This is a genomic window from Enterobacter cloacae complex sp. 6730903 (assembly GCF_048283985.1).
Classification (GTDB): Bacteria; Pseudomonadota; Gammaproteobacteria; order Enterobacterales; family Enterobacteriaceae; genus Enterobacter; species Enterobacter hormaechei_C.
Genome location: NZ_JBLVXX010000201.1, coordinates 1 through 302 on the forward strand (window position 1 = coordinate 1; position 302 = coordinate 302).

The following is a 302-nucleotide window of genomic DNA, read 5'->3' on the forward strand; positions in this document are numbered from 1 at the left end:
GTGCAGGCAAGCATGACTGTACACAAATTGTGGTTTTAGTTGGATCAATGCCTACCGCTAAATAGTCTAGAGCAACTTCTAAAATGTTACGGCGTACTTTATCTGGGTTATCGGCATTGTCTGTTAACGCTTGTGCATCTGCTAATAAGAGATGTTGATGATGGCTATCCTGTAGACCTACACGAGAACGCAAAGAACCGACAAAATGCCCGAGGTGAAGTTGTCCGGTTGGGCGGTCGCCTGTCAAAATAATTGGACGCTGATCAACATTACTCATTATTTATTCCACTATGGTATTGGCT

The 302-nt window shown here is 43.4% G+C and carries 1 pseudogene; it reads right to left on the reverse strand.

The window, feature by feature from the left end:
* Positions 1-277 (reverse strand): annotated as a pseudogene (locus tag ACNQ0W_RS25565) (tryptophan--tRNA ligase); the annotation flags it as partial.
* Positions 278-302: the final 25 nt, after the last annotated feature.